A 22,737-nucleotide genomic window follows, 5' to 3' on the forward strand; every position below is an offset into this window, starting at 1 on the left:
TCATGTCGGAACGTCGGCGATGCTTCTCCGGGACTGAAACGAAACCTCGGGGGCGACAAAATCCATCGCTTGCGAGCATTCTTGAACAAAGTCCCGGACAAGAAACGCCGCGCCCGGAAGTGGCCGAGGCGCCTGTGGGACAAACGCAGAAAGTTATGCCGCGGTTGCCTGCGGCCTCAGCCGATTTGGGACCATACCTGATTGAAGACCAAGAGCAAGGACGGGAACTAACAAAAACCGTTCTGCTTCAATAATTGATAGGCCTGGATGACGGCGCGGAACCGCTCTTCCGAACCGCGGTCGCCACCATTGGCGTCGGGATGGTGCTTCTTGACCAGTTCCTTGTAGCGGCTCTTGATCTCCGAGGAGGTCGCGCTAGCATCGAGACCCATCGTGTCGAAAGCCTTAGCTTCTAGGCTTTTCAGCTTGCGCTGTTCGGGAAAGCGGGGACCGCTGCCCTTGGTGCCGTTGACGAAGCCGAAGGGATCTCGCACGCGATATGAACCCGACCGCAGATCGGAATGCAGCGGGCTGTTCTTGGCGGCCTTGTTCACGCCGACCGTCCAGGTCGGGCGATGTCCGGTAATCGCTTCCTTCTGGTAGCGCGCAATCTCGCCGTCGGAGAGGCCTGAGAAGTAGTTGTACCCCTTGTTGTATTCCTTCACGTGCTCGAAGCAGAAGAGAAAGAACTGCCCCTCGGCATTGCGTCCGACAGGAGCGCGATGCACGCCTTTCTTGTCGCAGCCATCCCACTGACAGGCGGGGGGGGCCTGTTCGGTTTCCTGCTCGCGTTTGCGGCGGGTGCGGATGCGGTCGAAATATTTGGAATCGAGTCTCATGGCGGCACTAATTATGGGCCTGTAGCGAGGCCACAACAAGAATTGACAAACCGGAATGTTGCTGGCTTGGTGGGAACCTTTTTCGCAAAGCAACGAGACCATGACCCTGCAGACCCGAATCGAAGAAAAGCTGACCGCCGCGTTCGCGCCCGAGCGCCTCAGCGTCATCAATGAAAGCCATCTTCATGCGGGCCATCAGCCTGACATAACGGGGACAGGCGAGACCCATATGCGGGTGCGCATCGTGTCCGCCAAATTTGCCGGCATGCCACGACTGGCGCGGCACCGTGCGATCACAGAGCTTTTGAAACCAGAACTGGATGCGGGACTGCATGCGCTTGCCGTGGAGCCCGCAGCGCCCGGCGAACCGGTGCGCTGGTAGGCGGCTGTCCCTATATAGGAAGCGCACCGCTCCTTCGGAAGAGCGCCGGACAGTTGTCAGCGGACAAGAAGTGCCGTGCCATAGAGCCCGAGCGCGAAGAAGGTATGGGCGACGAGATTGAGGACGCGCACCTTGTTCGGATTGGGCGTCTTTGAGGCGGCGACGCCAAGCCCCATGCCCGGCTGCATCAAAAACCAGCCGGCACCGACGGTGACGATGGCGAAGATCCAGGCCGGCAGGAAGGTCGGTGTGTCGAGCCAGGCGGAGCCGACGAGCAGCACGAGCAGCAGTCCGTAGATGATGCCGACGGCATAATGGCCGATCCAGCCGAGCGCCTGCTCGTGGCGATAGGGTTCGGCAGTATTGATGTCATCGTGGAAGACGCGCCCCTTGGCGACTTCCTTGAACCAGCGACCGGCCGGCGCCCAGTTCGGCAGGCCGCCGCCGGTTATCGCGCCGTAAATCACCGTCCAGATGTCCATGAGCGCGGTCGCGCCGATACCGACAATCACAGAACGCCAGATAATATCGAGCATAGGAAATCCCATTAAGAAATGCCGGATCGGCGGAAGGTCAGGCCGGCCCGGCCTCGTTTTCCTCCGCCGGCCGGATGCGAAGCTTCGTGATGCGGTTCTTCTCACGCTTCATAACGATGAAGCGCTTTTCGTGGAAAGTGAAGGCCTGACGCTCTTCCGGGATCGTCATCGACTCGTGAATGACAAGGCCGGCGATCGTCGTCGCCTCCTCGTCCGGCAGATGCCAGTCGAGAGCGCGGTTGAGATCGCGGATCGGGACGTTGCCATCGACCACGATCGAACCGTCCGCCTCCTGGCGCACGCCCTGTATATCGATGTCGTGCTCGTCGGCAATATCGCCGACGATCTCCTCGAGGATGTCCTCCAGCGTCACAATGCCCTGCACCTCGCCGTATTCGTCGACGACCACGGCAAAGTGCTGCTTGCGGCGCAGGAAGGCGTTGAGCTGGGCTTCGAGACTGGTGCTGTCAGGCACGAACCACGGCTTCTGGGCAATCTTGGCGATATCGAGATGTTCCGGCTCGGCATCGCGCTCGGCGAGCGCCCGCAGCAGGTCCTTGGAGTGAACCACGCCGATGATGTTGTCCGTCGAGCCGCGCCAGAGCGGCATGCGGGTAAAGGGGCTTTCGAGGATCGTCCGCACGACCACCTCAGGAGGATCGTCCGCATTGATCGCCCGCATCGCCATACGGTGGACCATGATGTCGGAGAGCTCGAGCTCGCCGAGATCGAGGACGCCGCCCAGCCGATCACGGTCTGCCTTGACGAATGATCCCTCGCGATGCAGCAGATCGACGGCGCCGCGCAGCTCCTCGTGGGCGGAGAGCATCGAGGTCTCCCGCGAGAGATTGATACCGAAGAGCGAGAGAAGCCGGCGCACGATCGCATTGACAAAGGAGGACAGCGGGCCGACGACCGCGACGAACAGCTTGACCGCATAGGCGACATTGAGCGCAAACCGATCCGGCGTCGAAATCGCCCAGCTTTTCGGCAGCACTTCGGCGAAGATGACCAGGATGACGGTCATTGCGAGAGTGGCAAGCGCCACGCCGGAGTTGCCGAAGAGGCCGAGAAAAAGGCTAGTCGCCAGCGACGAAGACAGGATGTTAGCCAGATTGTTGCCGATCAGCAGCGCACCGATCAGCCGGTCACGGCGTTCGATTAGCTGGCGCACCAGCCCCGCGCGCTCCTCGCCATTGGCTTCAAGCGTGTGGATGCGGCTGCGGGAGACCGCCGTCAGCGCCGTCTCCGAGCCGGAGAAGAACGCGGACATGAGCACGAGGGCCACGATGGAGACAATTTCCGGCCAGTATGCGGAAAGAAATGCCAACGTGCCGTCGAGGGTCATTGCGGGTGTTTCTCCTTGAGGAAGCTCAGCACTTCCGAGGCGGGAACATCATTGGCGACAAAGGACTGTCCGATGCCGCGGGTGAGGATGAAGGTCAACTTGCCACCCTTCACCTTCTTGTCCTGGGCGATCGCGTCCATCAGCACCTCGGCAGGTGGCAGCGTGCCAGGAATTTCGGCCATGCGCGTCGGCAGACCGACGGCCTTCAGGTGGCTTTCGACGCGGCGGGCGTCATCAGGGCTTGCAAGGTTCATGCGCGCCGAGAACTCGTGCGCCAGAACCATACCAATCGAAACGCCTTCGCCATGGACGAGACGCGCGCTGTCATAGGCGGTTGCCGCCTCCAGCGCATGGCCGAAGGTGTGACCGAGATTGAGGAGCGCGCGTTGCCCGGTCTCGCGCTCGTCGGCAACGACGACGTCGGACTTTGCCTGGCAGCTCGTAGCGATCGCCTCGATGCGGGCCGCCCCGCCGGCAAAGACCGCCTGCCAGTTGGCTTCCAGCCAGGCGAAGAAATCCGGCTTGTCGATCAGGCCGTACTTCGCGACCTCGGCATAGCCCGCGCGAAACTCCCGCGCGCTCAGCGAATTCAGCACGTCGGTGTCGGCGAGCACGAGGTCAGGCTGGTGGAAGACGCCGATGAGATTCTTGCCGTGGCGGCTGTTGATGCCCGTCTTGCCGCCGACAGAGGAATCGACCTGCGACAGCAGCGAGGTCGGCACCTGCACGAAACGCACACCGCGGCGCACGATGCCGGCGGCGAAGCCGGAGAGATCACCAATGACGCCGCCGCCGAGCGCGATGACATAATCGTTGCGCTCGATCCGCGCTTCGAGAACCTTGTCGCATACGGTCATCAGGTGCTCGAAGCTCTTGGTCTTCTCGCCCGCCGGCAGCACGAGGGTCGCCGAGGCGATGCCTGCCGCCTCGAGGCTTTGGACGAGCGCGTCAAGATAAAGCGGCGCCACATGCGCATCGGTGATGACAGCCGCCTTGCGGCCTTTCAGGCGTGCAGCGATCTCAGCGCCGGCGCGCGCGATCAGGCCCGGCCCGATTAGGATATCGTAGGCGCGCTCGCCAAGCGGCACGTGAACCTTGCGTTCGGAGGCGGAGGCAATCGCATTCATCAGGCTGCACTTTCGGTTCGGGAGTCGATCACGGCTTTCAGAACCTCCTCCGCCATCAGTTCCTTGCGTACGTCGCGCGAGAGGACGGTGAGGTCGGCGAGTTCGTAGATCGGATAACGCGCGTTCATCAGGCTTTCGAGGGTCTGCTTGGGGTTCTCGGTTTTGAGCAACGGCCGCGTATCGCGCTTGCTGACGCGCTCCCAGAGAACGTCGAGGTCCGCCTTCAGCCAGATGGAGACGCCGCCCTTCTTGATATGCTTGCGCGTCCGGTCGTTGATGAATGCGCCGCCGCCGGTGGAAACCACGCGCGGACCGTTCTTCAAAAGGCGCTTCATGACGCGGCTTTCAAGCGCACGGAACTCTTCCTCGCCGTAAGCGGCGAACAACTCGCTTATGGACATGCGAGAGACTTTCTCGATCTCGGCGTCGCTATCGACGAAAGGGATGCCGAGCTGATGTGCGACGATCCGGCCAACGGAGGATTTGCCTGCGCCCATCAATCCGACCAGGATCAGATTGCGAGAACCGAGCGCAGCACGAGCCCTGTCTTTCAAGCTTTCGGCAACGGTCAGAACTGGGTCGCTCATTGGTCCATTCACACTTTGTTTGCGAACGGTATCGACAAATGCAGGTGTAGCGTCAAGTCGCGGGCAAGGGAAACGTGGTTCAAATGCATCTTCTTGCACTTGCAAACATGCTTCTTCATAAAGAAGTAGAGCCATGGAGTTGTTGAATGCCGAGTTTGTTCCGTTTTCTCGCCATATTGGCGATCATCGCCGGTGCGATATACGGAACGATGTGGGCACTGGTTGCTTTCGTCGAGCCGCAGGAGCGCGACGTGACGATCCGCATTCCGTCCGAGCGGATCAACCCTCCGTCGACCGGCGCCATCAACCCGTCCAAGAAGTGAGCCGATGAAGGATCTCGGCTGGGTTCACGTCGAAGCCTTTCTGGAAATGATGAGCGCGGAGCGGGGCGCGGCGGCAAATACGCTATCCTCCTATGAGCGCGACCTCTATGATCTGCACGGCTTCCTGAATAGCAAGGGAGTGCGCCTGATGGACGCGGCATCAGCGGATCTTTCGGCCTACCTGTCCTCGCTTGCCGCCCAAGGGTTCAAGCCTTCCTCGCAGGCACGGCGGCTGGCCGCGATGCGCCAGTTTTATAAATTCCTTTATGCCGAGGGCCTGCGCACCGACGATCCGACTGGCGTACTCGATGCGCCGAAGAAGGGCCGGCCACTGCCGAAGACGATGGGTGTCGACGAGGTGGGCCGACTGCTGGAGCAGGCGGAAACCGAAGCTCATGACCCTGCCCCCGGCCAGCTTCAGCGGCTTCGGATGCTGGCTCTTCTCGAACTCCTTTACGCGACGGGGATGCGCGTCAGCGAGCTTGTTTCGCTTCCCGCCCGCGTGCTCGATCAGGATGGGCGTTTCCTGATGATCCGCGGCAAGGGCAACAAGGAGCGGCTTGTACCGCTGTCGCAATCGGCGATCGCCGCGTTGAAGCTCTACGGCCGCATGCTCGCCACCGAGAACGCCGCCGCCAAGGTCCCGCAGGAAAGCCCGTGGCTGTTTCCGGCAGCCTCCAGGGAAGGCTACCTGCCACGTCAGGTTTTCGCGCGTGACCTGAAAAATCTTGCGATCAGGGCAGGTCTCACCCCATCTATGATCTCGCCGCACGTTATGCGGCACGCATTTGCAAGCCATCTTCTCGCCAATGGCGCGGATCTTCGCGTCGTTCAGGAACTGCTCGGACACTCGGACATTTCTACCACGCAAATTTATACGCATGTGTTGGAGGAACGGCTTCAACAACTGGTCCAAACGCACCACCCCCTTGCCAAACAGGCTAAAAAGCAGGAATAGGACCGGCAACAAAGGGCGAGCTCATACTAAGCAGCCCCGGCAAAAGGAACGGAAACGCACCTCATGCACAACTATCTCGACTTCGAAAAGCCGATCTCCGACCTCGAAGGCAAGATCATCGAACTGAAGAAGCTCGCCACGGAAGACGAGAGCATCGACACGTCAGATGAAATCGGCAGGCTCGAAGTTCGCGTGCGCGAAGCGATGGTCGATATCTATTCGAAGCTCAACGCCTGGCAGAAGACGCAGGTTGCGCGCCATCCGCAGCGACCGCATTTCGTCGATTATGCTAAGACGCTGTTTCAGGAATTCACCCCGCTCGCCGGCGACCGCAAGTTTTCCGAAGACGCCGCGATCCAGGCCGGGCTTGCCCGCTTCCGCGGCCAGCCTGTCGCCGTTCTCGGCCAGGAAAAGGGCAACGACACGAAGAGCCGCCTGAAACACAACTTCGGCAGCGCTCGTCCCGAAGGCTACCGAAAGGCGATCCGCATCCTGGAAATGGCTGACCGCTTCGGCCTCCCCGTTATCACCCTCGTCGATACGGCAGGCGCCTATCCCGGCGTCGGCGCCGAAGAGCGCGGTCAAGCCGAAGCCATCGCCCGCTCGACGGAAATGTGTCTTTCGGTGAAGGTGCCGATCGTCTCGGTCGTCATCGGCGAAGGCGGCTCGGGCGGGGCAATCGCGATCGCCACCGGCAACCGCGTCTACATGCTGGAGCATGCGATCTACAGCGTCATCTCGCCGGAAGGTGCCGCCTCGATCCTCTGGCGCGATTCCGCCCGCGCCAAGGAAGCGGCCACCAACATGAAGATCACGTCCGAGGACCTGAAGGCGCTCGGCATCATCGACGGCATCATCAGCGAGCCGCTCGGCGGTGCGCATCGCGATCCGGACAGCGTGATCGCGGCTACCGGCGATGTCATTGCCAATGCTCTCGGCGAACTTTCCAACCGCACCGGCGAGCAGCTTCGCAACGACCGCCGGCAGAAATTTCTCAACATGGGCCGCAATTTGTAGTGCACAAACGCGCGGCTGCGCTGTGAATGAGGCCAAACCTTGGCCACAATAATGTTATCAATAACGTTCCTACTTGCGGGGGACGCGAGCGCGCTTCATAGGCTGCTAAGAGTTTGTGAACCATAGTCAGCCTATGATTCGCTCCGCGCTCGTCGCGGCCGGGTTGCATACTGTTGATGGGCTATTTTGAATGCGCATTCGTCATTTTGCATATGTTTCCCTGATGGCGCTGGCCCTGGCCGGCTGCAACGATGCATTGGAAACCGCCCAGGTCGACCTCTCGAGGGTCAAGAACAAGGTCGAGCAACCGCTCCCGCCGCGCATCCTGTCCGAGATCTCCGCCAAGGGCATGCAGCGCAATTCGCCGATCATGATCCGCATCTTCAAGGAAGAAGGCGCACTGGAGATCTGGAAGGCGAAGATCGACAATCGCTTCGACAAGATCGCCGACTACAAGATCTGCGCCTGGTCGGGCCGCCTCGGTCCGAAGGTGAAAGAGGGTGACCGGCAGGCGCCGGAAGGCTTCTATGACCTGACGCGCGCCAACCTCAATCCGAATTCGAAGTACTACCTCGCGATCAACACCGGCTTTCCGAACCGCTATGACGCCGTCAACGGCCGCAATGGCACCAATCTGATGATCCATGGCGCCTGCTCGTCGTCAGGCTGCTATTCGATGACCGACCAGCAGGTTCTGGAGATCTACGCCTTCGCCCGCGACGCCTTCGCCGGCGGCCAGTCGACGGTACAGCTTCAGGCCTTTCCCTTCCGCATGACCGCGGAGAACATGGTGCGGCATCGCCTGAACCCGAACATCGAGTTCTGGAATATGCTGAAGGTCGGCTACGACAACTTCGAGGTCACGAAGCGTCCTCCTGAGGTGAATGTCTGCGAGAAGAAGTATGTCTTCAACCAGCAGGCAACCGATAATGGCGCCTTCAACCCTGCCGGAGCGTGCCCGGCAATGTCGACGCCGCCAGCGCTGACCGCCGCCCTTGCCTCCTACGGCAAGACCTACGATGCCGACTACACCAAAGCCATGAAGAAGTATGACGGCATGGCCTGGTACGATCCGAGCGAGGCCGAACGCAAGGCCGTGGTTGCTAAGCTGCGGAAGGGTCGCGAGCTTGCCTACGCGCCGACCGGCACCTCGCTGGAAGCAGGCAAGATGGTCAAGGTCGCGGAGCTCGAAGAGATGATGTCGAGCAAGACCGCATCCACGGTCGCCGCCAATGCAGCGCCCGGTGCCGCGCCGGCAACGCCCGAAGCAAAGGAAATCGCCGTCGCCGCTGCCGTTCCGGCCCAGGTTCCGGTCCCCACGCCGAGCCCTCTGGCATTCGCGCCGGTGGAACAGCCGGAGCCAGTGGAGGTCGCCTCAAAGAAGCCGTTCTGGAAGTTCTGGGGCAAGGATTGATGGCGTGAGCACCGTTCTCTACGACCTGCGCGGGCTGAAATGCCCGCTTCCGGTGCTGAAGACGCGCCGCAAGATGTCCTCCCTGCAGAAGGGTGCACTGATCCGCGTCGAAACGACCGATCCGCTCGCCGGAATAGACATCCCTCATTTCTGCAGCGAAGACGGCCACGAGCTCATCGAGACCGAAAAGACTGAGGTCGGCCACCGCTTCCTCATCCGCAAGGGCTAGAGCCTTTCAGAACCGCATGCCCGGTACGGCAAGCGGATTGTCGTTCAGCGCCGTCCGATCCGGCGTATCGATGCGCGGCTTGCCGAGGAACGCATCGAACAGATCCTTGACGAAAGCTTCCGGCAAATCCTTGGTGATCAGGACCATGCGCGTGCGGCGGTCCTTAGGGTCCGGCCAGGCCGGCAGGCGCGACGGCGGATGGAAGATGCTCTGCACGCCATGAAGGACCAGCGGGCGATCGGGGCGATCCGATACCGCGACGATCGCTTTCATCCGCAGCAGTTTTTCGCCGTGCGCCGACCGCAGGAGGTCGATGAACATATCAAGCGCCATCGGGTCGATCGGCTTGTCCTCGACGATCGAGAAGGAACGGATCGAGGCATCGTGACGGTTCACATCATGCGGGTCCTGATGATCGTGTCCGTGATGATGGAGATGATGATGTCCGTCAGCGCCATGGTGATGGTGTTCATGGTGGTGGTGCGCGTCATGCGCATCCTCGTCCCGCAGCCAGCGGCCAACGTCGGCGATCTTGCTTGCCGGATCGTAGAGGCCGTTGACGAGGACACCCACCTGCCCTGCTTCGACGCTGTCGGCATCCATCAGCGCCGCGCGCGGATTGAGCGCATCAAGACGCGCTTCCAGCACCCCCGACACCTCCGATGAAGCCATCGTCCGCTTGGAGAGAATCAGCCGATCAGCGACCGCGACCTGCTTTACCGCCTCCTCGTGATTGTCGAGGGTCTGCGAACCGTTGATCACATCGACCACCGTCACGATGCCATCAAGGTCGAAATTGGTGGCGATGATGGGGTTACCCATGATCGCCTGCATGACGGGCGCGGGGTCGGCAAGACCCGTCGTCTCGATCACAACGCGCTTCACCGGCTTGACGCGGCCGGTCTGCACCGCGTCCATGAGGTTTGCCAGCGTATCGACCAGCTCGCCGCGCACCGTGCAGCACAGGCAGCCATCCGACAGCTCGATGATCGCGTCGCCAGAGCTTTCCACCAGCAGGTGATCGATGCCGATATCGCCGAACTCATTGATAATGACAGCCGCATCCTTCATCGCCGGATCCTTGAGGATACGGTTTAGCAGCGTCGATTTGCCGGCGCCAAGAAAGCCGGTCAGGATGGTGACCGGTATCCGATCGGAAGCAGCGCTCATCTCAAACTGACCTTAGAAGGAGGTGGCCGGACGTGGCAGCGGCACCGGCACGTTGGCAACGGTCCCTGCGGTCTCCGCGGTCGCCAGCTTGTCCGGCTGTGGTTCGTTCTGGCCCGGAATCAGTCCCGCGAAGACGAAGTTCGGCTCGTGGTCCATTTCCTGGATATAGGGCGACTGGACCTTCATCCGGCCGACCTCGTCGCGCGTTTCGCTGCGGACCTTGGCACCCTTGGCGCTGCAGATATCGGCGGAAATGTCGGTGACCTGATCCTGGCCCGGCCCATAAGGTCGCAGCGAGGCGAGCGTGTCGGGAGCGGAAAACTGCGAGGTGAAGCCCTTCTGCAGCAGGTCGGCGGACGCATCCGCACGGGCCGCAAGGCTGTCGGTGCCGAGGACGACGGAGATCAGCGTGCGGCCGTTGCGGGTCGCCGAGGCGATCTGGTTGAAGCCCGAGGCGCAGATGAAGCCGGTCTTCATGCCGTCGGCGCCTGCGAAACGGCCGATCAGGGCGTTGATGCTCGGCACATTCTTGGTGCCCGTCGTGATGCCTTCAAGCGAGAAATATCCGGCATATTGCGGGAACTCGCGGCGCAGTGCGACGGAAAGAACGGCAAGATCGCGCGCCGTCGTATACTGGCCCTTGCCCGGCAGGCCGTTCGGATTGACGAAATGCGAGTCCGTCATGCCAAGCTTCGCCGCCTCGGCGTTCATCTTCAAGACGAAGGCTTCCTGTGTGCCGGCGACCGCCTCGGCGACGGCGACTGCGATGTCATTCGCCGACTTGACCATCAGGATCTTCAGCGCGCTGTCGAGCGTCAGCTTCTGACCGGGCTTGAAATACATCTTTGCCGGCGGCTGGGCGGCCGCCCGCTTGCTCATCACGATAGGCGTATCGAGGCTGATCTGACCGGCGCGAACCGCATCGAACACCGTATAGACGGTCATCAGCTTGGTGAGCGAGGCCGGGTACCATTTGCGGAACGCCTCGTCGTGCTCCAGCACGCGGCCGCTCTGGACATCAACGAGAATATGCGGGTTCGCATAGGCTTGGGAGGAGGCCGAAAGAGTGATAGCGGCTGCGGAAGCTGCGATTGAGAGCGGCCGCAAGGCGGCAAGCAAACGATTCTGGCGCGTCGACACGGTTCGTCCTTAAAGATGTCCGGAAGTCTCGAAAGTTTCCCCTATTTAACGTATATGGCCATGACATGGCAAAGGGCCTTGACTAAGTTATTTCTGCGGCATCGTGTCCCCGCGACCGGTTCCGTCCCGTTTCGATTTCACGACAGGAAAGCTGACATGCCGATTTTGAACAGAGCCGCCGAACTTCAGGACGAGGTGACCGAGTGGCGCCGGCATATCCATGCGCGTCCCGAACTTCTCTTCGCGGTCGAGAACACCGCCGCTTTCGTGGCCGAGAAGCTCAAGGAATTCGGCGTCGACGAGATCGTCACCGGCATCGGCAGAACAGGCGTCGTCGGCCTGATCAAGGGCAAGGGCGAAGGCGCTCGCACCATCGGCCTGCGCGCGGACATGGACGCGCTGCCGCTCACCGAAATCACCGGCAAGCCCTGGGCGTCGACGACGCCCGGCAAGATGCACGCCTGCGGCCATGATGGCCACACTGCCATGCTGCTCGGCGCGGCGAAATATCTTGCCGAAACGCGCAACTTCAACGGCAATATCGCCGTCATCTTCCAGCCGGCCGAAGAAGGCGGCGGCGGCGGCAATCTCATGGTCAAGGACGGCATGATGGAGCGCTTCGGCATCGAAGAGGTCTACGGCATGCACAACCTGCCGGGTCTTCCGGTCGGGCACTTCGCCATCCGCAGCGGCGCGATCATGGCCGCCACCGACGAATTCACCATTACTATCAAGGGCCGCGGCGGCCACGCGGCACAGCCGCACCGCACGATTGACCCGATCGCCATCGGCGCGCACATCGTCAGCAACCTGCAGATAATCGCCTCCCGCAGCGTCGACCCGTTGCGCTCGGTGGTCGTCTCGGTCACCAAGTTCAACGCCGGCTTCGCGCACAACGTCATCCCGAACGACGCGACGATCGCCGGTACGGTGCGCACGCTCGACGAGGAAGTACGCGACCTTGCCGAAACCCGATTGAAGCAGATCGTCAACGGCCTCGTTGCCGCCCACGGCGCCGAAGTCGATATCAATTTCAACCGCAACTACCCCGTCACCTACAATCACGCGACGGAAACCGGCCACGCCATCCGCATCGCCGGCGAGATTGCTGGCGCAGGCAACGTGAATGCCGAGATTGACCCGATGATGGGCGGCGAGGATTTCTCCTACATGCTGAACGCCCGCCCCGGCGCGTTCATCTTCATCGGCAACGGCGATACGGCGGGCCTGCACAACGCCGCCTACGATTTCAACGACGAAACCATCGCCCACGGCATTTCCTACTGGGTGCGGCTCGCCGAACAGCGCCTCGGCGCCTGAAATCCGACTTTGTCCAACAGATACAAAAGAGCTTGGCTTCCGGCCAAGCCTTTTGTATGCATGACGCTCAAGTGGTCCCGTAGCTCAGCAGGATAGAGCATCAGATTCCTAATCTGAGGGTCACGCGTTCGAATCGCGTCGGGATCACCACTGTTTTCAAAGACTTACTTGGCATTACACCTCCCTGTCAGAGGGCAGAGGAAGCAGAATGTAATGACCGTGTAATGCGAAGTTCAGCTTTCCAAGCCCGACGGCTCTATACACAAGGGAAGCTTGCTTCTTTAAATGAGCTGCTCCTGACTGCAACTTGCCGTTCTCTTTCGCCAGTCGAATCACCTCTCCTCCGCTGAGGGCGGACAGGGGAGAAGCCCCGGTGGCTGCAATAGTGCATAGCACCCTGACATACGATCCAGCAAAGGACACGGCCAGCAAGGTCATTGATATCCTTTTCGCAAAGGGTCTTATTCCCCCGTTTTATGGCAGACGCAGTTCTCTTCCTTGAGATGCCTCCTTGAAAGCAGTGTTCCCGACTGGCAGGAATAAGTTGAGTGGTCATGGACAAGGTGCCACGCCAAAGGCAGTCCCTGATTACCTAACGGCCTATATGCTCCACATGACTGCTTCGACTCTTGTCTTCCTGACGACGGCAGAAGAAGAGCTTCCGTAAATGGAGATCAAAGACCTTGTTGGGCTAGAGAAACCAGCGACGCTGCTCCCTGGAAATTCCGTTCATCGGACGTTAAGCATGAGCATGCAATTCGTGCGATCGGCGGGGGGGGTTAACCTCGACGGAGGCACTATGAAGAAACTGGTCTTGTCCGTGGTCACCGCAGCGATAGCGGCCAGTAGCGTCCTTGCTGTGGCAGAAACAGCTGCGGCTCAAGAATGGCGTCAACCATATTACGACAGTCCGCCGCCCCCACGCAGACATCACCACCATGACAATGGTGCGGCGATTGCAGGCGGCTTGGCTGCCGGCGTGATCGGCGGCCTTATCGGTGGCGCGATCGTCAACAACAACAGCGGGCCGCGCTACATCGATCCGCCGCCTCCGCCACCTCCGCCGCCGCGCTGCTGGTTTGAGGACCGCGACGTTCGTAACGCCTATGACGGCGGCTGGCACACGGAAAGCGTTCGAGTCTGCAGCTAGTCGCTCGGGCGGCGAGCAAGGCCGGGAATTATTCCCGGCCCACGCGGCCACCTAAAGCCTTGTCAGAAACGTCTCCAGCTCCTCGGCCTCAACAGGCACGCGATGACGCTCCTCCGGATAGGCACCGCTGGCGATGTCGGCGGCGTATTCGCGGAATGCCGCGATCCGTTCGGCCTGGATCCGATCATATTCGGTCGCAAGGTTGCGATAGACCTTGGCATGGCGCGGACAATGCCCGCGGTTGAGGCCGAGCACATCCTCGGAAAAGAGATATTGCGCATCGCATCCGCTGCCGGCGCCCATTGAGATCATGAGCATGGAGGTCCGTTGCGAGATCGCCGCGGCCACTTCGGCCGGCACGACCTCGATCTCCGCGCAGAAGGCGCCGGCGGCCTCCAGATCCTTGACCTGCTTGTAGACGAGAGCCGCCGTTTCGGCCGTCTTGCCGACCGCGCGAAAGCCTCCGGTCCAGGTGGAGTGCGACGGAACGAGCCCCGTGTGTCCACAGACCGGAATATGCTCGTCGCGCAGCCGCCTGATCGTCTGCAGGCTTGCGGCGCAGTAGATGGCGTCAGCGGAAGCTGCCCGCATTTTCACGGCGCAGCGCAGGATCTCATCCGTGGTGGCGCCGCTTTGACCATACTCGCCGCCGGGGATGGCGAAGCGCCCGGGGGCGGCATCGCGAAATCGCGGATCGAAGAGGAGTTCGGGCGGAACGGAAATCAGATCGATGCCGGCAGCCTCGGCCGCTTCGGCCTCCTCGAGCGATACGACGCGCAGCATGCTGAGCTGCCGCTTGCCCTTCATCGCCAGGAGGTCGTGCACAGTCGGACGCACTTGTTTGCCCATTGCTAATACCTTGAGAATGGGGTCGCCAGTCAGGCGGCCAGGAGGGATTTCAGTTTGACGCTGCTTGCGACCAGTGCCGCCGGATCCGGATGCGCACGCGCCGCGATCAGCATCGCGGCAAGCCGGATATCGCGGGCGACCGCGTTGCCGCGACCGATGCCGCTGGCGGCAAGCAGCCGGCCGGCCTGGTCGAGATGGAAGAGAATGAAGGCGCCATCGCTGAGGTCGCGGCGCAAATGCTGGACGGCGCCCTCCGCCAAACCGGCGATCTGCAGCGTTACGTCATATTGGTCGGACCAGAACCAGGGCACGGCCGAAACGGCTTCGCCAAGCCCCATCATGTTGGCGGCGGCCAAGGCCCCCTGCTCCTGGGCGTTCCGCCAGGATTCGAGCCTTACACGCCTGCCGCCATAGATCGCCAGCGGGAAGGAGCAGCAGTCGCCGGCCGCGTAGACATCGGGCGCCGAGGTGCGAAGGAATTCGTCGACGGCGATGCCGTTGTCGATCTGGAGGCCGGCGCGAGCGGCAAGCTCCATATTGGGAGTGGCGCCAATTCCGACGAGCACGAGATTTGCCTCGACGATGTCGCCGTCGGCCAGTTGAATGGTGGCTCTTTCGTCGTCTTGCGTGATCGCCGTGATTGCCACGCCGCAGCGGATGTCGACGCCCTCGAGCGAATGCCGTTCGCAGATCACCCCTGCGACCTCCTCCGGCACACCGCGCTTCAACACGCGTTCCAGGCCCTCGAGAACCGTCACGTCAGTTCCAAGTGCACGTGCCGTCGCGGCAAGTTCCAAGCCGACAAAGCCGCCACCAATGATCACGATATGCTTTCCAGGCACCATCGCCTTGCGAAGTGCGACCGCGTCGGCATGGGTGCGCAGCAGACGGATATGCTTGCTATCCTCGGCAATTCCAGGAAACGCCCGCGCACGGGCGCCGGTCGCGAACAATAGCTTGTCATAGGCAATGGTACGGCCATCGGAAAGCGCAACGGCCTTTGCATCGGGATCAACGTCCTGAACCGTCACGCTCGTCAGCAGGCTGATGCCGACTGCGGCATATTTCTCAGGCTCGGCGATGAATTTCGGTTCCACAGCCCCTTCCTCAGTAGCTTTCGAAAGCGGCGGCCGCTCGTAGGGCGCGAGCGCTTCGCTTCCAATCAGCGTGATCTCGCCATCAAACCCTTTTTCGCGCAGGGCAAACGCCGCGCGTGCGCCGCATTCCCCTGCCCCGATGATCACGAAATGGGTCATGGCAGGCTCCTCAGATCGAAATGAAGACGGCGCCGTCTTCGACCTTCACGGGATAGGTGCTGAGATTGACGCAGACCGGCGCGCCCTTGGCCTGCCCCGTCTTATAATTGAAACGGCCATTGTGCTTGGGACATTCAATGATCTCGTCCATGACCAGGCCGTCGGCGAGATGGACGTGCTCGTGTGTGCAGAGGCCATCGGTCGCGAAAAATTCGTCGTCAGGGCTGCGATAGACGGCAAACGTCCTGCCTTGATGGTCGAACCGCATGACATCTTCCTCGTCGATGTCCTCGACAGCACAGACCTCGATCCAATTTCCGCTCATCTTGTCCTCCCAGAACTTCGTGTTTTGTGCTGCGCTATTGGGCGGCCGGCGTAAGCTCGGCGTGGAATTCCTCGCGATAGGGCCGCGCGGTCGCCGGCAGCTCGCGCCTCAGGAAATAGTCCTCATTGCGCAGCTGCCGTAGGAACGCCGGGATCATCTCGCGATAGCCGGACCACATCGACGGGTTTGCCGCCGGCAGATCGTGCTTGATCATTGCGTGCAGGCGCGGCAGCGCGTGATAGGGCACCATCGGAAACATGTGATGCTCGACGTGGTAGTTCATGTTCCAGTAGATGAAGCGGCTGACCGGGTTCATGTGGACCGTGCGGCTGTTCAGGCGGTGGTCGATGACATTGTCGGCAAGGCCGCCATGCTGCAGCAGGCCGGTCAGCACATGATGCCATGCGCCATAGAGCCGGGGCAGACCAATCAGCACCAGCGGCAGGATAGACCCCATCGCAATCGCCGTGGCGATCGTGACGACATAGACGGCAAGCCAGATACGGGCGATGAAGATGGCGCGCGGCTGCTCCATCTTGGGGATGAAGGTCTTCTCCTCCGCGCTGATGACACCAAAGGCATTGCGCAGCATGTCGACCATCGCATGCCAGACATCGAGAATGCCGAAAAAATTGAGGATCAGCCGCAGCAGGTCCGGCGGGCGCATCACTGCAATCTCGGGGTCGCGGCCAACAATCACCGTGTCGGTGTGATGGCGCGTATGGCTCCAGCGCCAGGTCACCGGATTGCGCATAATCATGAAGCAGGCGACCTGATAGACGGCATCGTTCATCCAGCGCGTCTTGAAGGCCGTGCCGTGGCCGCACTCATGCCAGCGGCTATCGGACGCCGAACCGTAAAGCACCCCATACGCAAGGAAGAACGGCACACCGAGCCAGGAGCCCCAGAAATAGATACCAAGTCCGGCAAAAACGATCATTGCACCGAGCCAGATGATCGTGTCGCGGATAGCAGGCGCGTCGGAACGCTGCATCAGCGCCTTCATCTCCTTGCGCGGAACATCCGTGTGATACCACTCCGCGGCCGCCAGCCCCATCTCGACGGCCGTCCGGCCGCTTTCGCCGAGCAGGCTGTAGTCTCGCTTCCTCGTCTGATCCGCCATCGCAACCTCCCGCATGCCATCCCTCCCGGCCTGTTCAAACGAGAATATGTTGACTTTCATACAGCGACAATGCAGCCTTGATGTATTCTATCAAAACCCATCATTAAGACCACATCACAATGATGGATTCTTGCAAGGATCAAATGGTGAAGCGACCAACGATACAGGATCTGGCGGATGCTTCCGGCGTCAGCGTCGCGACGGTCGATCGTGTGCTGAACGGTCGCCATCGCGTTCGCGAGGAGACGGCCCGGCGTGTCTATAATGCGGCAGCGTCGATCGGCTATCATGCCGTCGGCCTGCTCCGGCAGCGCGTGTTTCAGGACCTCCCGCATCACCGGCTGGGCTTCCTCTTACAGCGTCCGACGCAGTCGTTCTATCAAACGCTCGCCCGCGAAATCGAGCAGGCGGCCAACGCCAACACATCGTCACGCATCACCGCGCAGATCGAATATGCGACGGCGTCCACACCTGCCGCGATCATCGAAAAGCTCAAGCTTCTTGCCAGCCGCAATCAGGCGATTGCATTGGTCGGTCCGGACTATCCGGCCGTCACCGCCGAGGTCGAAGATCTGAAAGCCAAAGGCATCGCTTCCTTTTCCATTCTGTCTGATCTCGCCAGTGGCGTCCGCCAGGGTTATGTCGGGTTGAACAATCGAAAGGTCGGCCGCACGGCCGCCTGGATGATCGCAAAGGCCGCCAAGAGACCCGGCAAGGTCGCCTGCTTCGTCGGCAGCCACCGCTATCACGGACATGAGCTGCGCGAGATCGGCTTCCGCTCATACTTTCGCGAGAATGCGCCTGATTTCGAGGTCCTTGAGACACTGATCAACCTCGAAACCCCGGAGATAACGCACGAGGCCACCGTCAATCTCCTCAAGGAGCATCCGGATCTCGTCGGATTCTACGTCTGCGGCGGTGGCATGGAGGGTGCAATCTCCGCCGTCCGTGAAGAAGGCCTTGCCGGCAAGCTTGTCGTGGTCGTCAACGAACTGACACCGGACTCGCGCGCTGCACTCGCCGACGATGTGGTGACCATGGCGATCGCAACCCCCGTCAAAGGCCTCTGCAACGAGCTGATCACACTCATGACCTCTTCCCTTGGGTCGGAGAGTGATGCGGTTCCGGGGCAGTCGTTCCTGCCTTTCGATATCTACACTTCAGAGAACATCTAGCCGCTCGTCACGGCATTCCATACCAACGAACGGCATCGGTCAGCAGTAAGTGCATTCAGGTGTGTGTCAGTTTCATGACGCAGTAAGCCGCTGCTGCGGTGGACTAAATGTTCGCCCGTGCGAACAAACAGGCACCGAGGGCCGCCTTCTTGATACAACCGTCGCCTTATCGGCCAAGAATCGGCAGCATTTCGCTGTCCGCCATCACCGGGCTATATCTCGTCCTGTTTACGAACCGGACGTTCTGGGGCAAGGTCCACGCCGATCTCGCCACGACGCCGACAGCGGTCGCCGCACTTTACATTGCGATATCGGTTCTGTTCGTGGCCATCGTCACGGCTTTCTCGGCAAAATATGTCATCAAACCGGTTCTGATTCTCCTGGTACTCGCGGCGGCACTGGCAGCGTGGTTCACCGACACCTTCGGCGTGATCGTCGACAGCGACATGATCCGAAATGCGATGGAAACGACGCCTGCCGAGGCCAATCACCTGATTACGCCCGGCTTTCTCCTGCATGTCGTATTGTTCGCCGTCATCCCGATCACGCTGATCCTTTGGGTCAAGGTGGTTCACCGCCCCGTGCTACAGAAGCTCTTGTGGAACAGCGTGACGATCGTCGGCTGCCTGTTGGTATTCGGCGCCGTCGCGGGCGTCTACGCCAAGGAGTATACCACAGCGATCCGCCAGCACCGCGACATCGTGAAGAGCCTGAACCCCGTCACCCCGATTGTCAGCGCCACACGATATTTCATACAGGCCGGCAAAGAGGCCAGGCTCGTCGTCAAGCCGCTCGGCACCGACGCCAGGGTCGTCCCTGTCGTGGACGTGCACAAACCACGGGTGACGATTATCGTTGCCGGCGAGACGGCGCGGGCGATGAACTTTTCGCTCGGCGGCTATCACCGCGACACCAACCCCGAGCTTCGGAAGCAGGGCGTCATCTATTTCCCGCAAACGACGAGCTGCGGCACGGCGACGGCAACGTCGATACCTTGCATGTTCTCGCAGTTCACGCGCGCAAGCTTCACCCATAGCAAAGGCATCGAGAACGAAGGCTTGATGGATGTTCTTGCCCACGCAGGCATCGACGCGACCTGGTTCGACAACAACACCGGCAGCAAGGGCGCCGCAGCGCGCATCAATTATGTCGACCTCGCAAAATCGACGGATCCGCGGTTCTGCAGGGACGGCGAATGTCAGGACGGCATTTTTCTGGACAAACTGGACGCATGGCTGAACGGCGTGACCAGGGATAGCGTGCTTGTGCTGCATCAGATCGGCAGCCACGGGCCGGCCTATTATCTGCGCTACCCTAAGGAATTCCGGAGGTTTACGCCTGAGTGCGAGACGGCGGAGCTCGCGAACTGCAAAGACGACATGATCGTCAATGCCTATGACAACTCCATCCTCTACACCGACCATTTCCTTTCGACCGTCATCGACAGGCTCAAGGCCCGGAGCGACAAGATCGCCAGCGGTTTGATCTACATGTCGGATCACGGTGAGTCGCTGGGCGAAAAAGGCCTCTACCTTCACGGCGCACCCTATATCCTCGCCCCGGAGGAGCAGACTCACGTTCCGTTCCTCGTTTGGCTCGACCCGGATTTCACCGCTTCGATGGCGCTCGACAAGGCATGTCTTGCCCAGTCGACGGCACAGCCGACATCCCATGACAACCTGTTCCACAGCGTGCTCGGGATGATGAATGTCTCGACACGCGCCTACAACGCGAAGCTGGACGTCTTTGCCGGCTGCAGGACAGGCCGGACCTCCTAGCGGCTAAGAGCGCGCCGCCCACGAAAGGCCGCGACGAAGAATGAGGCGCATGTAGGGATGATCGAACTCGCTCGCTACATGGCCAAGTGCCGAGTAGAACACGCGTCCCGAGCCGAACTGGCGCTTGAAGGCAACAGGCATTATGACGTTCCGGGCGGCCGCATCATACTCGCCTGAAAAGCTCGTCGTCGCCAGAATCTCGACCGACGGATCGTAGTGAAGATAATACTGCTCGGACCGATAGTCGAAATCGGGTACCCCCTCCATCACAGGGTCGTGCTGGCGCGTAATGTTGACGCGAAAATCGATGATGTTGCCTGGATGGGCGACCCAGGTCACCCCGGAGACATAACGGAACGGCGCGCTCTCTTTGAACGAGGTCGCAAGTGCGCCGTGATGTCCACCGAGCCCGAGACCGCCGCGCACCGCTTCCACCAAGCCATCAGCATGTGCTTTCTCGATCTTCTCGCCGGTAATGACGGGCACAAGCAGATCGGCCTTCGCGATCGCGGCTGAGCCGAAGATGCTAAGGTCGCCGGTCACCTCGACGGCAAAGCCATCCTCCCGCAACAGCTCCCCGACGCGGTGCGCGCACGCTTCAGGTTGGTGACCGCTCCAACCGCCCCAGACGATGATCGCTTTGCGCATACGCACCTCCCTTGCCAAAAGCATCGGCCGAGGAGTTCACACAGACGGCCGACCTTCTCCTTACGACAGGACGGCCGATAGAAGCCAGTGCAAGCCTTTGCCGATCACATTTTCTGACCGTAATCCGAAGCGGGAACTTTCCGACCTAAACGGCGTTGGGGGATAAAGAGAGGAGCGCTCGCCATGCGCATGAAACTGACGTTGCTTGCATTCGCATATCTCATCGTCAGCGGCCTGTTGCTCGCGACCGCCTATAAATCGACAGGGCCGATCACGACGCCCAAGACGGACAGGGTCGCGGTTTTCGAGATGGAACGCTTCGCGGGCTGACATCTCACTGCGCTATCTTGATTTCATTGCGTACCGGCGTCGTCCCGGCGATTGCCTGTGCGACAGCAGTCGCGCGCTCAATCTCCGGGGCTGTGGCAACGATGCCCGTCAGCACCACGGCATGATCGTCCAGAGTCACCTTCACATCCGCGGCATCAATCCCACCGGCTACAGCCAGGGCATTCGCCACGGCCTCCTCGAGCGCTGCGTCCTGATCCGCCCCAGTCTGCGGTTCGTAGGGCTCGCCAAAGAACGTCGGTTGCTTGAAAACCATTCTTCCTTCCTCCTGTCTCGATAGTTGCAAAACGCGGCAACTGGCCAGTTGGTTTCGCCCCGAACCACCCGACAGACGAAAGCTGCTGACATTGAGACGACTGCGTGATTTCTGCTGCGCCGCACACTTGCCGCTTATTTCAATCCCCTGTACAGCCAGAGCCAATGCAAGTGTTTTGGCGAAATCACCGATGATGGCAGGCGGAAGCGCGCCCAGGCGCCTCAGTATTTTTGGCTCAACCGGCTCGATCGGACAAAATACGCTCGACGTCGTCGAGCAATTAGGCGGACGGGACTGCTATGAGATCTCCGTCGTAACAGGCAACGAGAACGTCCGGCTTCTGGCGCAGCAGGCCAGGTCCGCGGGTGCCAAGCTTGCGGTTACGGCCAGCGACGGCAAGTATCACTCTCTGAAGGAAGAACTGTCCGGCAGCGGCATTGCCGTGGCCGCCGGCATATCCGGCCTTGCGGAAGCCGCAGACCTCGATGCGGATTGGGTCATGGCCGCCATCGTCGGCACCGCGGGACTGGCGCCGACGCTTGCCGCCGCCCGCAAGGGCGCCACGATCGCGCTTGCCAACAAGGAATGTCTGGTGTCGGCTGGCGACCTCTTTGTCGATGCCGTGGCAAAGGGCGGCGGGCGGCTGATCCCTGTCGACAGCGAACACAGCGCGATCTTTCAATCTCTTGACGAAGACCAGCGGCACGCTGTCGAACGGATCATCCTGACAGCTTCGGGTGGGCCCTTCCGCACCTGGTCACGCGCCGACATGGCGAATGTGACCGCAGCGACGGCGCGAGCACACCCCAACTGGTCGATGGGGCTGAAGATCTCGGTCGGAAGTGCCTCGATGTTCAACAAGGCGCTGGAGATGATCGAGGCAAAGCATCTCTTCGGCGTTCATCCGCACCAGATCGAAGTGATCGTACACCCGCAATCGATCATTCACTCCATGGTCGGCTACACGGATGGATCGATCATCGCCCAGCTCGGCAGCCCCGACATGCGGACGGCGATCGGCTACGCCCTCGACTACCCGCGCCGACCGACATTAAACGTCGAGCGGCTGGATTTCGCCAAGCTCTCCCGCCTCGACTTCGAGGCGCCGGATGAAGAGCGCTTCCCGGCGCTGAGGCTGGCGCGTACGGCGCTGGAACGTGGCGGCCTACAGGGCGCCATCATGAATGCGGCCGAGGAAGTTGCGTTTCACGCCTTCGTCGAGGAGCGGATCGGCTTCCTGGCCATGGCCGACATTGCCGAAGCGGTCATGGATAAGATGATCGCAACGGGCGAGGCGAAGACGATGGACGACGTCTTTGCCGCCGATGCGGAGGCCCGCAGGCTTGCCGCGGAACTGGTAACCCTCAACGAAAAGGCCGCCTGACGGCGGCCTCACTTTCCCGGATAATGCGTTTAGGCCACGTGCCGCGCCAGGGCGC

General features: G+C 61.0%; 26 protein-coding genes and 1 tRNA gene. 14 read left to right on the top strand and 13 right to left on the bottom strand.

Going from position 1 to position 22,737, the window contains the following annotated elements:
* Positions 1–227: 227 nt before the first annotated feature.
* A complete protein-coding gene (locus PMI09_RS04825) occupies positions 228–839 on the bottom strand; it encodes a J domain-containing protein (RefSeq protein ID WP_007789454.1) in 612 nt (203 codons plus the stop codon).
* A 100-nt stretch (positions 840–939) separates the two neighbouring features.
* On the opposite strand from PMI09_RS04825, the gene PMI09_RS04830 reads away from it, so the two are divergent.
* Positions 940–1,221 carry a BolA family protein gene (locus PMI09_RS04830; protein ID WP_037081939.1) on the top strand — a complete coding sequence of 94 codons (282 nt, stop codon included), beginning with the start codon at positions 940–942 and terminating at the stop codon, positions 1,219–1,221.
* A gap of 56 nt (positions 1,222–1,277) precedes the next feature.
* Here the strand turns inward: PMI09_RS04830 and PMI09_RS04835 are convergent, their stop codons facing one another.
* Genes PMI09_RS04835 through PMI09_RS04850 form a run of 4 tightly spaced genes read right to left on the bottom strand, consistent with a single transcriptional unit; the run spans position 1,278 to position 4,819 of the window.
* Complete coding sequence (locus tag PMI09_RS04835) at positions 1,278–1,757, bottom strand: DUF2938 domain-containing protein (protein WP_007789458.1); 480 nt, start codon at positions 1,755–1,757, stop codon at positions 1,278–1,280.
* 37 nt (positions 1,758–1,794) lie between these two features.
* Entirely contained in the window at positions 1,795–3,105 is a 1,311-nt protein-coding gene (locus tag PMI09_RS04840; protein ID WP_007789460.1) for an HlyC/CorC family transporter, read from the bottom strand.
* A complete protein-coding gene (gene aroB, locus PMI09_RS04845) occupies positions 3,102–4,232 on the bottom strand; it encodes a 3-dehydroquinate synthase (protein WP_007789462.1) in 1,131 nt (376 codons plus the stop codon). The genes PMI09_RS04840 and aroB overlap by 4 nt, the downstream gene beginning before the upstream one ends.
* Complete coding sequence (locus tag PMI09_RS04850) at positions 4,232–4,819, bottom strand: shikimate kinase (RefSeq protein ID WP_007789464.1); 588 nt, start codon at positions 4,817–4,819, stop codon at positions 4,232–4,234. The genes aroB and PMI09_RS04850 overlap by 1 nt, the downstream gene beginning before the upstream one ends.
* A 146-nt stretch (positions 4,820–4,965) precedes the next feature.
* Here PMI09_RS04850 and PMI09_RS31655 point away from each other — a divergent pair, with 146 nt between their 5' ends.
* The 5 genes from PMI09_RS31655 (at position 4,966) to PMI09_RS04875 (ending at position 8,760) form a co-directional block, all read left to right on the top strand.
* Positions 4,966–5,142, top strand: a complete 177-nt coding sequence (locus PMI09_RS31655) for a hypothetical protein (protein ID WP_007789465.1) — start codon at positions 4,966–4,968, stop codon at positions 5,140–5,142.
* 4 nt (positions 5,143–5,146) lie between these two features.
* Positions 5,147–6,100, top strand: coding sequence for a site-specific tyrosine recombinase XerD (xerD, locus tag PMI09_RS04860; protein WP_007789467.1), 954 nt, complete (start codon positions 5,147–5,149; stop codon positions 6,098–6,100).
* 63 nt (positions 6,101–6,163) lie between these two features.
* Positions 6,164–7,117: an acetyl-CoA carboxylase carboxyltransferase subunit alpha gene (locus PMI09_RS04865; protein ID WP_007789470.1), complete on the top strand. Its 954-nt coding sequence runs from the start codon at positions 6,164–6,166 to the stop codon at positions 7,115–7,117.
* Positions 7,118–7,307: 190 nt separating this feature from the next.
* Entirely contained in the window at positions 7,308–8,531 is a 1,224-nt protein-coding gene (locus PMI09_RS04870) for a L,D-transpeptidase family protein (protein WP_007789472.1), read from the top strand.
* A gap of 4 nt (positions 8,532–8,535) precedes the next feature.
* On the top strand, positions 8,536–8,760 hold the full coding sequence (locus tag PMI09_RS04875; RefSeq protein ID WP_007789474.1) for a sulfurtransferase TusA family protein: 225 nt from the start codon (positions 8,536–8,538) through the stop codon (positions 8,758–8,760).
* Between the two features lie 6 nt (positions 8,761–8,766).
* Here PMI09_RS04875 and PMI09_RS04880 read toward each other — a convergent pair whose 3' ends face one another.
* Both PMI09_RS04880 and PMI09_RS04885 read right to left on the bottom strand, forming a co-directional pair.
* On the bottom strand, positions 8,767–9,930 hold the full coding sequence (locus PMI09_RS04880) for a CobW family GTP-binding protein (RefSeq protein WP_007789476.1): 1,164 nt from the start codon (positions 9,928–9,930) through the stop codon (positions 8,767–8,769).
* Positions 9,931–9,942: 12 nt separating this feature from the next.
* Positions 9,943–11,070: a D-alanyl-D-alanine carboxypeptidase family protein gene (locus PMI09_RS04885; RefSeq protein ID WP_007789479.1), complete on the bottom strand. Its 1,128-nt coding sequence runs from the start codon at positions 11,068–11,070 to the stop codon at positions 9,943–9,945.
* A gap of 156 nt (positions 11,071–11,226) precedes the next feature.
* Between PMI09_RS04885 and PMI09_RS04890 the strand changes: the two genes are divergently transcribed.
* From PMI09_RS04890 to PMI09_RS04905, 4 genes are all read left to right on the top strand, one after another.
* The gene (locus tag PMI09_RS04890) at positions 11,227–12,390 is read left to right on the top strand and encodes a M20 aminoacylase family protein (RefSeq protein WP_007789481.1); all 1,164 of its coding nucleotides are present in this window, start codon (positions 11,227–11,229) and stop codon (positions 12,388–12,390) included.
* A 73-nt stretch (positions 12,391–12,463) separates the two neighbouring features.
* Positions 12,464–12,540, top strand: a tRNA-Arg gene (locus PMI09_RS04895).
* Positions 12,541–12,910: 370 nt separating this feature from the next.
* Complete coding sequence (locus PMI09_RS32785; protein ID WP_443216168.1) at positions 12,911–13,057, top strand: DUF7014 domain-containing protein; 147 nt, start codon at positions 12,911–12,913, stop codon at positions 13,055–13,057.
* A gap of 132 nt (positions 13,058–13,189) precedes the next feature.
* A complete protein-coding gene (locus PMI09_RS04905; RefSeq protein ID WP_007789483.1) occupies positions 13,190–13,540 on the top strand; it encodes a hypothetical protein in 351 nt (116 codons plus the stop codon).
* Between the two features lie 51 nt (positions 13,541–13,591).
* Here PMI09_RS04905 and PMI09_RS04910 read toward each other — a convergent pair whose 3' ends face one another.
* Genes PMI09_RS04910 through PMI09_RS04925 form a run of 4 tightly spaced genes read right to left on the bottom strand, consistent with a single transcriptional unit; the run spans position 13,592 to position 17,093 of the window.
* The gene (locus tag PMI09_RS04910; protein ID WP_007789484.1) at positions 13,592–14,389 is read right to left on the bottom strand and encodes a 3-methyl-2-oxobutanoate hydroxymethyltransferase; all 798 of its coding nucleotides are present in this window, start codon (positions 14,387–14,389) and stop codon (positions 13,592–13,594) included.
* 29 nt (positions 14,390–14,418) lie between these two features.
* Positions 14,419–15,645, bottom strand: coding sequence for an NAD(P)/FAD-dependent oxidoreductase (locus tag PMI09_RS04915; RefSeq protein WP_007789485.1), 1,227 nt, complete (start codon positions 15,643–15,645; stop codon positions 14,419–14,421).
* A gap of 10 nt (positions 15,646–15,655) precedes the next feature.
* On the bottom strand, positions 15,656–15,970 hold the full coding sequence (locus PMI09_RS04920; RefSeq protein ID WP_007789486.1) for a MocE family 2Fe-2S type ferredoxin: 315 nt from the start codon (positions 15,968–15,970) through the stop codon (positions 15,656–15,658).
* Positions 15,971–16,004: 34 nt separating this feature from the next.
* The gene (locus tag PMI09_RS04925) at positions 16,005–17,093 is read right to left on the bottom strand and encodes a fatty acid desaturase family protein (RefSeq protein ID WP_037081940.1); all 1,089 of its coding nucleotides are present in this window, start codon (positions 17,091–17,093) and stop codon (positions 16,005–16,007) included.
* A 143-nt stretch (positions 17,094–17,236) separates the two neighbouring features.
* Here PMI09_RS04925 and PMI09_RS04930 point away from each other — a divergent pair, with 143 nt between their 5' ends.
* Positions 17,237–18,268 (top strand): LacI family DNA-binding transcriptional regulator, encoded by a 1,032-nt coding sequence (locus PMI09_RS04930; RefSeq protein ID WP_007789491.1) that lies wholly within the window; start codon positions 17,237–17,239, stop codon positions 18,266–18,268.
* 107 nt (positions 18,269–18,375) lie between these two features.
* Entirely contained in the window at positions 18,376–20,046 is a 1,671-nt protein-coding gene (locus PMI09_RS04935; protein WP_007789493.1) for a phosphoethanolamine transferase, read from the top strand.
* Between the two features lie 3 nt (positions 20,047–20,049).
* Here PMI09_RS04935 and PMI09_RS04940 read toward each other — a convergent pair whose 3' ends face one another.
* Complete coding sequence (locus PMI09_RS04940; protein WP_007789495.1) at positions 20,050–20,694, bottom strand: ThuA domain-containing protein; 645 nt, start codon at positions 20,692–20,694, stop codon at positions 20,050–20,052.
* Between the two features lie 183 nt (positions 20,695–20,877).
* On the opposite strand from PMI09_RS04940, the gene PMI09_RS31660 reads away from it, so the two are divergent.
* Positions 20,878–21,024, top strand: coding sequence for a hypothetical protein (locus PMI09_RS31660; RefSeq protein WP_007789498.1), 147 nt, complete (start codon positions 20,878–20,880; stop codon positions 21,022–21,024).
* A 4-nt stretch (positions 21,025–21,028) separates the two neighbouring features.
* Here PMI09_RS31660 and PMI09_RS04945 read toward each other — a convergent pair whose 3' ends face one another.
* Complete coding sequence (locus PMI09_RS04945; protein WP_007789500.1) at positions 21,029–21,298, bottom strand: BON domain-containing protein; 270 nt, start codon at positions 21,296–21,298, stop codon at positions 21,029–21,031.
* A gap of 190 nt (positions 21,299–21,488) precedes the next feature.
* Between PMI09_RS04945 and dxr the strand changes: the two genes are divergently transcribed.
* Positions 21,489–22,682, top strand: a complete 1,194-nt coding sequence (dxr, locus tag PMI09_RS04950; RefSeq protein ID WP_007789502.1) for a 1-deoxy-D-xylulose-5-phosphate reductoisomerase — start codon at positions 21,489–21,491, stop codon at positions 22,680–22,682.
* Positions 22,683–22,737: the final 55 nt, after the last annotated feature.

The sequence above is a fragment of the Rhizobium sp. CF122 genome, from assembly GCF_000282035.1.
Lineage (GTDB): Bacteria > Pseudomonadota > Alphaproteobacteria > Rhizobiales > Rhizobiaceae > Rhizobium.

Excerpts from the sequence above, each read along its gene's own strand:
- PMI09_RS04825 (WP_007789454.1), bottom strand. The coding sequence starts at position 839 with ATGAGACTCGATTCCAAATATTTCGACCGCATCCGCACCCGCCGCAAA.
- PMI09_RS04830 (WP_037081939.1), top strand. The coding sequence starts at position 940 with ATGACCCTGCAGACCCGAATCGAAGAAAAGCTGACCGCCGCGTTCGCG.
- PMI09_RS04835 (WP_007789458.1), bottom strand. The coding sequence starts at position 1,757 with ATGCTCGATATTATCTGGCGTTCTGTGATTGTCGGTATCGGCGCGACC.
- PMI09_RS04840 (WP_007789460.1), bottom strand. The coding sequence starts at position 3,105 with ATGACCCTCGACGGCACGTTGGCATTTCTTTCCGCATACTGGCCGGAA.
- aroB (WP_007789462.1), bottom strand. The coding sequence starts at position 4,232 with ATGAATGCGATTGCCTCCGCCTCCGAACGCAAGGTTCACGTGCCGCTT.
- PMI09_RS04850 (WP_007789464.1), bottom strand. The coding sequence starts at position 4,819 with ATGAGCGACCCAGTTCTGACCGTTGCCGAAAGCTTGAAAGACAGGGCT.
- PMI09_RS31655 (WP_007789465.1), top strand. The coding sequence starts at position 4,966 with ATGCCGAGTTTGTTCCGTTTTCTCGCCATATTGGCGATCATCGCCGGT.
- xerD (WP_007789467.1), top strand. The coding sequence starts at position 5,147 with ATGAAGGATCTCGGCTGGGTTCACGTCGAAGCCTTTCTGGAAATGATG.
- PMI09_RS04865 (WP_007789470.1), top strand. The coding sequence starts at position 6,164 with ATGCACAACTATCTCGACTTCGAAAAGCCGATCTCCGACCTCGAAGGC.
- PMI09_RS04870 (WP_007789472.1), top strand. The coding sequence starts at position 7,308 with ATGCGCATTCGTCATTTTGCATATGTTTCCCTGATGGCGCTGGCCCTG.
- PMI09_RS04880 (WP_007789476.1), bottom strand. The coding sequence starts at position 9,930 with ATGAGCGCTGCTTCCGATCGGATACCGGTCACCATCCTGACCGGCTTT.
- PMI09_RS04890 (WP_007789481.1), top strand. The coding sequence starts at position 11,227 with ATGCCGATTTTGAACAGAGCCGCCGAACTTCAGGACGAGGTGACCGAG.
- PMI09_RS04905 (WP_007789483.1), top strand. The coding sequence starts at position 13,190 with ATGAAGAAACTGGTCTTGTCCGTGGTCACCGCAGCGATAGCGGCCAGT.
- PMI09_RS04910 (WP_007789484.1), bottom strand. The coding sequence starts at position 14,389 with ATGGGCAAACAAGTGCGTCCGACTGTGCACGACCTCCTGGCGATGAAG.
- PMI09_RS04915 (WP_007789485.1), bottom strand. The coding sequence starts at position 15,645 with ATGACCCATTTCGTGATCATCGGGGCAGGGGAATGCGGCGCACGCGCG.
- PMI09_RS04920 (WP_007789486.1), bottom strand. The coding sequence starts at position 15,970 with ATGAGCGGAAATTGGATCGAGGTCTGTGCTGTCGAGGACATCGACGAG.
- PMI09_RS04925 (WP_037081940.1), bottom strand. The coding sequence starts at position 17,093 with ATGGCGGATCAGACGAGGAAGCGAGACTACAGCCTGCTCGGCGAAAGC.
- PMI09_RS04930 (WP_007789491.1), top strand. The coding sequence starts at position 17,237 with ATGGTGAAGCGACCAACGATACAGGATCTGGCGGATGCTTCCGGCGTC.
- PMI09_RS04935 (WP_007789493.1), top strand. The coding sequence starts at position 18,376 with ATGTTCGCCCGTGCGAACAAACAGGCACCGAGGGCCGCCTTCTTGATA.
- PMI09_RS04940 (WP_007789495.1), bottom strand. The coding sequence starts at position 20,694 with ATGCGCAAAGCGATCATCGTCTGGGGCGGTTGGAGCGGTCACCAACCT.
- PMI09_RS31660 (WP_007789498.1), top strand. The coding sequence starts at position 20,878 with ATGCGCATGAAACTGACGTTGCTTGCATTCGCATATCTCATCGTCAGC.
- PMI09_RS04945 (WP_007789500.1), bottom strand. The coding sequence starts at position 21,298 with ATGGTTTTCAAGCAACCGACGTTCTTTGGCGAGCCCTACGAACCGCAG.
- dxr (WP_007789502.1), top strand. The coding sequence starts at position 21,489 with ATGATGGCAGGCGGAAGCGCGCCCAGGCGCCTCAGTATTTTTGGCTCA.